Origin of the sequence: Mesorhizobium sp. M4A.F.Ca.ET.020.02.1.1 (assembly GCF_004022645.1) — a bacterium.
Taxonomy (GTDB): Bacteria; Pseudomonadota; Alphaproteobacteria; order Rhizobiales; family Rhizobiaceae; genus Mesorhizobium.
This window is the reverse complement of record NZ_RZOI01000190.1, coordinates 1-8880: the sequence shown is the minus strand read 5'-3', so window position 1 is coordinate 8880 and position 8880 is coordinate 1. Positions and strand designations below refer to the sequence as shown.

The 8880-nt window shown below is 65.2% G+C and carries 9 protein-coding genes; 8 read left to right on the top strand and 1 reads right to left on the bottom strand.

What is annotated here, in order from left to right; all coding sequences use genetic code 11:
• The 5 genes from EN742_RS14430 to EN742_RS14410 all read left to right on the top strand — a co-directional run.
• Positions 1-369 (top strand): alpha/beta hydrolase (locus tag EN742_RS14430; protein ID WP_148670105.1); only part of this gene is annotated, 369 nt, incomplete at its 5' end.
• A gap of 227 nt (positions 370-596) precedes the next feature.
• Positions 597-2237, top strand: coding sequence for an ABC transporter substrate-binding protein (locus EN742_RS14425; RefSeq protein WP_128332947.1), 1641 nt, complete (start codon positions 597-599; stop codon positions 2235-2237).
• 126 nt (positions 2238-2363) lie between these two features.
• Positions 2364-4049 carry a hypothetical protein gene (locus EN742_RS14420; protein ID WP_126055020.1) on the top strand — a complete coding sequence of 562 codons (1686 nt, stop codon included), beginning with the start codon at positions 2364-2366 and terminating at the stop codon, positions 4047-4049.
• An 81-nt stretch (positions 4050-4130) separates the two neighbouring features.
• Complete coding sequence (locus tag EN742_RS14415; RefSeq protein WP_128332946.1) at positions 4131-4964, top strand: hypothetical protein; 834 nt, start codon at positions 4131-4133, stop codon at positions 4962-4964.
• 24 nt (positions 4965-4988) lie between these two features.
• Positions 4989-5243, top strand: a complete 255-nt coding sequence (locus tag EN742_RS14410; RefSeq protein WP_245492323.1) for a hypothetical protein — start codon at positions 4989-4991, stop codon at positions 5241-5243.
• A gap of 57 nt (positions 5244-5300) precedes the next feature.
• Here EN742_RS14410 and EN742_RS14405 read toward each other — a convergent pair whose 3' ends face one another.
• Positions 5301-6170: a hypothetical protein gene (locus tag EN742_RS14405; RefSeq protein ID WP_245492322.1), complete on the bottom strand. Its 870-nt coding sequence runs from the start codon at positions 6168-6170 to the stop codon at positions 5301-5303.
• 60 nt (positions 6171-6230) lie between these two features.
• Between EN742_RS14405 and EN742_RS14400 the strand changes: the two genes are divergently transcribed.
• The 3 genes from EN742_RS14400 to EN742_RS14390 form a co-directional block, all read left to right on the top strand.
• Positions 6231-6863 carry a DUF4129 domain-containing protein gene (locus EN742_RS14400; protein WP_210214459.1) on the top strand — a complete coding sequence of 211 codons (633 nt, stop codon included), beginning with the start codon at positions 6231-6233 and terminating at the stop codon, positions 6861-6863.
• Positions 6860-8071, top strand: coding sequence for a DUF4350 domain-containing protein (locus EN742_RS14395; RefSeq protein ID WP_128332944.1), 1212 nt, complete (start codon positions 6860-6862; stop codon positions 8069-8071). Before EN742_RS14400 ends, EN742_RS14395 begins: the two co-directional genes overlap by 4 nt.
• On the top strand, positions 8058-8880 hold an 823-nt coding region (locus EN742_RS14390), incomplete at its 3' end, for a MoxR family ATPase (protein ID WP_148670104.1). The genes EN742_RS14395 and EN742_RS14390, both read left to right, overlap by 14 nt.

Here is an 8880-nt window from a genome sequence, read left to right as displayed (position 1 = left end):
TCCCCGCGGCGCGACAGCGATTTTCCCGGCCTGCCGCCGACCTGCATCATCACCGCCGAATGCGATCCGCTGTCCTCCGACGGCGAGGCCTATCGCGGCCGCATCGTCGCCGCCGGCGGCTCGGCCTGGTGGCAGGAAGAGCCGCTGCTGGTGCACAGTTTCCTGCGCGCCCGCAACAGCGTGCCGCGCTCCGGCGAGGCGTTTGCGAGGATTATTGCCGACATTGCCAGGCTGGGCGCCGGCGATGAGGCGCCAATCTGCCCCCAAGTGGGGGAGATGGCCGGCAGGCCAGAGGGGGGCGCGAAGGATCGCGTCCCCTCAGAATCCTTAGGATTCAAAACCATTCGTCATCGCAGCGGCGCTGAATAGCCGAGATGCTGGGCGGGACAGCGCCCCCCTCTGCCCTGCCGGGCATCTCCCCCACAAGGGGGGAGATTGGCGCTACCCTCGTGCGGAACAGCGCACAAGAACTGCGGAAAAGCGAACATTTCCCGGCGTAACCCCGCCCTATCATCGCCGCAGGCCAAGGGCGCTCCGGCGGTCGCATCCGTCCCCGCACTGTGACAGGCCGGGGCGCCCAACAGGAGGGAACGACGATGAAATTCATGCTGACCGACAGGAAACTGCACCCGCGAGCCGAGCCGATCGCCGCCGACTTCCGGAAAGGCGGCATCAGCCGGCGCGAATACTTCGCCATCATGGCCGGCTTCGGCGTCAGCGCAGCCGGAGCACTGGCACTCGGCGTGCTTACCCCCTCGCCGGCCCGAGCCGAGGAGCCAAAAAAGGGCGGCACCTTGCGCGTCGCCATGAACGTCAAGGGTTTCAAGGATCCGCGCACTTTCGACGGCGTCGAGATGTCCAACGTGGCGCGCCACTGCAACGAATATCTGGTGCGCTGGAACACAGACTTCAGCTTCGAGCCGTGGCTTTTGGAAAGCTGGGAGACCAGCGACGACGCCAGGACAATCACGCTGCATGTGCGCAAGGGCATCACCTGGTCGAATGGCGACACCTTCAACGCCGACGACGTCATCCACAATCTCGCCCGCTGGTGCGACGCCTCCGTCGCCGGCAACTCGGTCGCCGCGCGCATGGGCGCACTGGTCAACGCCGACACCAAGAAGCCGGTCGATGGCGGCATCGAGAAGGTCGACGACTACACCGTCAGGCTCAACCTGCCCAAGCCCGACATCTCGCTGATCGCCGGCATGGCCGACTATCCGGCGCTGATCATGCACCGCTCCTATGAGGGCGACGGCGACCCGAAGAAGGCTCTAGCCATCACCACCGGCCCTTGCGAACTGGTGAGTTGGGATGCCGAGACCGGTGCGGAGGTGAAGCGCAAGGACAAGCCCTGGTGGAAAGGCGAGTTCCATCTCGACGGCATCAAATGGGTCGACTACGGCTCCGATCCCAACGCCATGCTGTCGGCCTTCGAATCCGGCGAGATCGACACCGACCACGAGACGGCTTCAGACGCCGTATCGCAGACCGAAGAGATGGGGCTCGAAAATTCCGAGATCGCCACCGGCTCGACCATCGTCGCCCGCTTCAATGTCGGCAACGCGCCCTATGACGACGACAAGGTGCGCCGTGCCGCCCAGCTTGCCGTCGACAACTCGGCCGTGCTGAAGCTCGGCATCGACGGTCGGGGCAAGCCCGCCGACAACCACCATGTCGGCCCGATGCATCCGGAATTCGCCGATATCGGCCCAGCCAAGCGTGACGTGGATGGTGCCAAGAAGCTGCTCGCCGAGGCTGGCAAGGCCGACCATGAATTCGACCTCATCTCGGTCGACGTCGAATGGCAAAAGAGCACCGGCGACGCGATCGCCGCGCAGATGCGCGAGGCGGGCCTGAAGATCAAGCGCACCGTGCTGCCGGCCGCCACCTTCTGGAACGACTGGAGCAAATACCCCTTCTCCTGCACCGAATGGCTGGGAAGGCCGCTCGGTGTCCAGGTGCTGGCGCTGGCCTACAAATCGGGAGCTGCCTGGAACGAAAGCGCCTATGCCAACAAGGAGTTCGACGAGCTCCTCGACAAGGCGCTGGCAATGCCGGACGCCAAGGCGCGCAAGGAGATCATGGCCAAGATCGAAGAGAATCTGCGCCAATCCGGCATCATCATCCAGCCATACTGGCGCTCGGTCTATCGAACCTACCGCAAGGGCGTGCATGGCTGCGAGCAGCACCAGTCGCTAGAGCAGCATTTCGAGAAGGTGTGGCTGGAGTCCTGATCCCTCCCAGGGTGGCAACCCCGGCCGGCGTGGCTCAACCAGGGCCGCGCCGGCCGTTGCCATGTGCGCCCATTCATCACAGATTGCATGCGGCCTCAGACCGGCGAACGCGAGAAACAGTCAGGGATGGATCACTTCGACCTCGGCACCTACCGCCGCCCAATCTCCACATCCTCGGCGGAGACGCAGCGCTGGTTCGATATCGGGCTGAACTGGTGCTACGGTTTCAACCACGAGGAAGGCATAAGATGCTTCGCGAAGGCGCTGCGGACTGATCCCGATTGCGCCTTCGTGCACTGGGGCATCGCCTATGCCGCGGGGCCTTTCTACAATCTGACCTGGAAGGAGCATGGCGAGGCCGAGGCCGACAGGGCCACCAGGCTTTGCTTCGACCATGTCCAGCTTGCGCTCGCCGGCAGCGCTCGATCCAGCGCTATTGAGCGGCGGCTGATCGAGGCACTCGCCCACCGGTTCCAGAAGCCGCATCGCATGGCGCCGGCGGAATTCGCGCTGTGGGACGACGCCTATGCCGCCGCGATGCGACAGGTCTATCGCGATTTCCCAGACGACCATGACGTGATGGCGCTCTTCGTCGAGGCGCTGATGATGCGCACCGTCAGGCGGCTATGGGATCTCAAGACCGGCAAGCCGGCGCCGAATTCGGACGTGCTGGAGGCTCTCGAGGTCTGCGAACGCTCTATCAGGCGCTCGGACGAGGCCGGCACGACGCCGCATCCGGCGGCCCTGCATCTGCACATCCACCTGCTCGAAATGTCGACCCAGCCCGAGCGTGGCATGCGCTCGGCCGAACGGCTTGGCACGATGTGTCCCGATGCCGGCCACATGAACCATATGCCCGGCCATATCCATGTGCTGTGCGGCGAGTATGAGAAAGCAAAACTCGCCAGCGAGAAGGCGGTGCGCGCCAACGACCGCTACCTCGCCCATGCCGGCGAGACGACCTATTACCTGCTCGGCTGCTGCCACGACCTGCATCTGATGATGTTCGCCTGCATGTTACTCGGCCAGTACCGCCCCGCGCTGTGGGCGGCCGACAAGGTGCGCGGCCTGGCGACGCGCGATGTCGTGAGCATTCCCGACCGGCCGAAGCTGACGCAGACGGTGGAAGGCTACCATGCGATGAAATCGCATGTTCAGGTGCGCTTCGGCCGCTGGCGGGAGATCATCGACGAGCCGATGGTTGTCGAGCCCGAACTCTATGTGCTGACTACCGCCATGCAGCACTACGCCAAGGGCGTCGCGCATGCTGCGCTGCGTGCGTTCGCGGCGGCGGAGCACGAGCGCGAGCGCTTCCACCAGCATCTAAGCCGCATCCCCGCGGAACGGCGCTTCCTCAGCAACCCGACGCACGCATCGCTGGCCGTGGGCGCCGCCCTGCTCGACGGCGAGCTCGCCTACCACCAGGGGCGGCATGACGAGGCCTATGTTCATTTGCGACAGGCGGTCGGGCTCGACGACAATCTCTCCTATACCGAGCCGTGGGCATGGATGCATCCGCCGCGCCATGCGCTGGCGGCGCTGCTGCTCGACCAGGGCCATGCCGAAGAAGCCGAGCAGGTCTATCGCGACGATCTCGGCCTGAGTGGCGCGGTTCAGCGCTGCGCCCAGCATCCGGACAATGTCTGGGCGCTGCACGGGCTGGTCGAATGTTTGAGGCGGCGCGGCGAGACCGACCAGTTGCCTGGGTTCCAGGCCAGGCTCGCCACCGCATTGGCAAAGACCGACTTGCCGATCACCTCGTCTTGCCTGTGCAGGACAAGCGTGCATTCAGGGCCCGACTGCTGCCATTGAAGATGGCCCGCCCCTGTGCGCCGTCACCATTCTCGCGTACACAAGTCCTGATCCAACCCGGCCCCGCGACGTGAGAACCCCATGCGATTGCTGCTAAGTAGTCTCTTCCTCGGCATCGCCGCCGCCAGCCTGTCGCCCGCCCGGGCCGCGGCGGACGATTGCGGCGATGCCGCCGCGCTGGTGCAACTGGCCTATCCCGGGGCCCAGAAGAGCGCCGACGAAAGATCGTTCACGCTGGAACCCCATACCAGCATCTCCCTGACGCTGCGGGAAGGCGACAATTCATTCGGCCTGGTCTGCAAGGTCTGGCCCGCCCATGACGACCTGCTGCTTGTCGCAGTGCCCCTGATCGACAGCGCCAAGTCCGGCGACGGCCAGCATGTCGGTGATATCGAGATTCTCGTCCTCGACATGAACAGCCTGCGGGTGCGCCAGCGCCTGCTCCAGCCCGGGCTGATGAATGATGATGCCATCTACATCCGCAAGATCGAGTTCGATACCGGCCGATACAGGCTGGCGACCGATGTAAGCGCCTTCGGCCTGCGCATCGAAATGGCAAGCGATTCTCGGCCCAATCCCTTCCGTGAAACCGACCTCAGGCTCTATGCCCTCACCCGCGATGGGCTGCGACTGGTGCTCGACGGCCTCGTCGTCGACAGTTTTGGCGGCGAAGGCGACGCCAGTTGCGCCGGATCCTTTCACTCCAGCAAGGCCAGCCTGTCGATGCGATCGGCGAGCCATCGCGGTTATCGCGACATCACCGTGGTCGAGCGGAGGGATACCGACGAGCCCGCCCCCGACAAGAACGGCGAGTGCCAGCCGCACCCCGGCAAACCGGTGAAGCGGACCTACCGGCTGCGCTTTGATGGCAGCCGCTATCCGGTTCCGGCGGCGCTCAAGGCCTCGGAGCCGTGAAAGAGCCGCTCGCGCCATGATCGGGTGGCAGCGCATCTCAAGAGCCGTGCCGGCAACGGCAGGCCGACGCGGATCGGTGAGGCGATCCTCGCCGGGCTCAGCCGCGACGGCACGCTCACTGTCGCGGCCAACGACTATGCCGTGCCGATCCATGGCGACGATCGCGGCATCCCGGCCGTGCTGGTCGGGATGCGGCAGGACCTGCCGGCTGACCACCAGGGCGTAGAGGCCTGGGCCAAGCGGCTCGCCGCCGCGCTGCCGGCCGGGCAGACGGCCTGAAGCGACCCCGACGTTGCCTACTTCATGATGTGATAGGCCTGCAGACCGCCTTCCCGGTCACGAGAAGATTTCCGCCAGTTCCTCGACGCTGGTGCCTTCCTTGACCTGGCGCAGCTCGATGTAGCCGACCGCCGTGGCCGTGGACATCACCATCGAGACCACGCTTTGCACCAGCGCAGCCAGAATGGCGGCAAGGATTCCGTGGAAGAAGACGACAACCACCGCCGTGATCGACTGGATCACCATGGCTATGATGAAGAGGATCACGAACAACCCGAACAGCGCCCAGCGGCTGCCCTTGGTCAGGACACGGCTGCGCGACATAGAGCCGAACACACCGAGCCGCTCCTGGATCAGGACCGGCACCGCCACGGACCAGCCGAGCCATAGGATGATGCCCGGAACGAGCAAGGCGATAGCGGCAAACCCGGCGCCAAGACCGACCAGAATGCCTATCCCCAGGGTCGGCAGCAGGTAGCGTATCGCGATCGTGATGCAATCGCCGAAGGATGGTGGCTTGCCGTTCAGATCCTCGATAGTTGCCCTCACAAGCGCCGACTGAAGCAGCAGCGCGCAAATGAAGGATACCAGTCCGGCGACGATGCTGACCCAGGAATTGCGGAACATCGCTTCAGGATCGGCCGCCGCGCCAGGGTCGGTCTGCAGCATCACGTCCACGCGCGATTCGGTCCAAAGTTGCGCGAGAAGCGCCGGCAAGCCGGAGAACAGCGCGGCAAGGCCGACATATAGTCCTATGTTGCGGCCAATCACGGAAAAGGTGTTGTTGAACACCCTGCCGATCTGGAATTTCTCAGGCCGTGTCAGTGTCGTTGAAGTCATAAGGCACCCCCTTTTAACCACCACCGCATAATGGCTGGTTCTCACGATAGTAGATGTGACAAGATTAACAGTTGGCGTCCAGCCCACTTGCAATTGTCTTGCCGCATTGCCAGTGTCGACGCTGCGGGTTTGCAGGGGAGCAAATGGGTGGCAGTTGCACAGCCGGGCAGAGTGGACGCCGAATGGCTGGCGAAAGTGCACAAGCAGCTGCTGGCCGACACGTCCATCCAGTTCGACCTGCCGGCCTTCGCGCAGCCCCAACCTCCGGCCTGGCTGAAGCCGCTGCTGGATTTCCTGGCGCAGCTTGGCCCCTATATGATCTACTTGTTCTGGGGCGCGGTGATATCGGGCGCCGCGATTATCCTGTTCCTTATCGTCCTGGAGGTGAAAGGCGTCGCCTGGCGCCTGCCGTGGCGGCGCGCGCGCAGCGAAGCGGATACGGAAGAGCAATGGCGCCCCGATGCCGCAGCGGCGCAGATCCTGCTGTCGGAAGCCGACGCGCTTGCGGCGCGCGGCGACTATGACGAGGCGGTCCATCTCCTGCTTCGCCGCAGCGTCGCCGACATAGCCGGGCGCCTGCCCGACTTCCTGCGTCCCTCGCTGACGGCGCGCGACATCGCCAATGCTCCTTCCCTGCCGGCGCGGCCACGCGGCGCGTTCAGCGAGATCGCGCGAATCGTCGAGGCAGCGCTGTTCGCCCGCCGTCCCGTCGGCGCCGAAGGCTGGCAGCAAGCGCGCGGCGCCTATGAGCGGTTCGCCTTCCGGGATGCCTGGGCATGAGCGCGCCGGCGGCCGATGCGGAGGAACCGTTCAGCCGCAGGACGCTGTTCTGGGGCATTTTCGCCAGCCTGTTCGCCGCCGCCGGCTTTTTCCTCCTGTCCACCTACGCGCCCGACTTCCGTACGCCAGGCAATGGCGGCGCGACGCCGCTCTCCAAGGGCGGCTCCGGCTATGCGGGAATGGTGGAATGGCTGAGATTGACCGGCAGCCAACCACCAATGATCGCAACCGAGGAGGGCCTCGATTCGGGCCTGCTCGCCGGCTTCTTGCTCGTGGTCACCATTTCGCCTGACAGCGATCCGGCGGCGCTCGAGCGCATAATCAGGCTCCGAGCGGACAAGGACACGCTTTTCGTGCTGCCAAAATGGCAAACCTTGCCACTACAAACGCCCGAAGGCTGGGAGATGAAAATCGAGCGGTTGCCCGACGCGGTCGTGAACGACTGGCTCGGCCGCATCGCCAAGGCCAAGCTCGGAGTCGGCAAGAGCCCGGTCGAACACCTCGACATTGGAGGGCATCTCATCGCTGCACCCGAAGACATGCAATGGGTGGCCGACGAGCACCCGCTGATTGCGGCGGGCAACGGCAAGGCCGTTCTCACCGAACTCGACGACAAGCCTTTCTACATCCTGACCGATCCGGACCTCATCAACAACGCCGCGCTCAAGGATCCCGACAAGGCCAGGGCGGCGCTGGACCTCATCGCCATGCTGGAACCCGGCAAGGGTGCGGTGATGTTCGACCTGACACTGCATGGCGCCGGGCGCAAATACGATCTCGCCAAGCTTTTGGTCGAGCCGCCCTTCCTGGCGCTGACGCTGTCGATCCTTGCCGCCGCGGCGCTGGCCTTCCTGCATGGTCTTGGCCGCTTCGGCCCGCCGCGCGCCGAGGGCCGGGCGATCGCCTTCGGCAAGCGGGCGCTGGTCGACACCACGGCGATGCTCTTCAAGCGCGCCGGACGTCTGGAGGAACTGGGCGATCGCTATGGCGCCCTGATGCGGCAGCGTGCCGGCGCGCTGCTTGGCGCGCCGCACGGGCTGCAGGGCGAAGCGCTCGACCGCTGGCTCGATTCCCGCGACAAGGGCGAGGCCCAGGGGTTCACGACGCGGCTCAAGGCCGCGAACAATGCCAGTTCGCTGGCGGAAATGCATGAGGCAGCCGAACGGCTGCACGACTGGACGGCAAGGAGGCTCGGTGAACGTCGATGATGTGAAGGCCCTGGCGACAGCGATCAGGGAAGAAGTGGCGAAAGCGATTACCGGCCAGCACGACACGGTCGACCTGATGCTCACCGCCCTGTTCGCCGGCGGGCATATATTGCTCGAAGGACCGCCGGGGACCGCCAAGACCATGACCGCGCGCTGCTTCGCGCAGGCGCTCGGTGTCGCCTATGGGCGCATCCAGTTCACGCCGGACCTGATGCCCGGCGATATCGTCGGCTCCAACATCTACAATTTCCAGAGCGGGCAGTTCACGCTGACGCGCGGCCCGATCTTCTGCGATCTTCTGCTTGCCGACGAGATCAACCGCACCCCACCGAAGACCCAGGCCGCCCTCCTGGAAGCCATGCAGGAGCACGCTGTCACCTTCGACGGCACCACCCATTCGCTCGGCCGCAATTTCATGGTGGTGGCGACGCAGAACCCCATCGAGCATCAGGGCGTCTATCCGCTGCCGGAGGCACAACTCGACCGTTTCCTGTTCAAACACCGGGTGAGCTATCCGGACCTGCAGGACGAGCGCGCCATCATCGTCCATCACGGCGGCGGCTCCGCCTCGCACGACATCGCGCAATACGGCATCAAGGCCCGGACCGACCGCAAGACGCTGGAAAAGGCGCTCGAAACCGTCGGCTCCGTCACCCTGGTCGACGACGTCGTCAACTATATCGCCGCGCTGGTGCGCGCCACACGCGAGAGCCCGGACCTGGAGGTCGGCGCCAGCCCTCGCGCGGGCGCCATGCTGGCGCGGGCGGCGCGGGCACGGGCCACGCTCGACGGTCGCGCTTACGTGATCC

Coding starts and splice junctions, on each gene's coding strand:
- EN742_RS14425 (WP_128332947.1), top strand. CDS start 597: ATGAAATTCATGCTGACCGACAGGAAACTGCACCCGCGAGCCGAGCCG.
- EN742_RS14420 (WP_126055020.1), top strand. CDS start 2,364: ATGGATCACTTCGACCTCGGCACCTACCGCCGCCCAATCTCCACATCC.
- EN742_RS14415 (WP_128332946.1), top strand. CDS start 4,131: ATGCGATTGCTGCTAAGTAGTCTCTTCCTCGGCATCGCCGCCGCCAGC.
- EN742_RS14395 (WP_128332944.1), top strand. CDS start 6,860: ATGAGCGCGCCGGCGGCCGATGCGGAGGAACCGTTCAGCCGCAGGACG.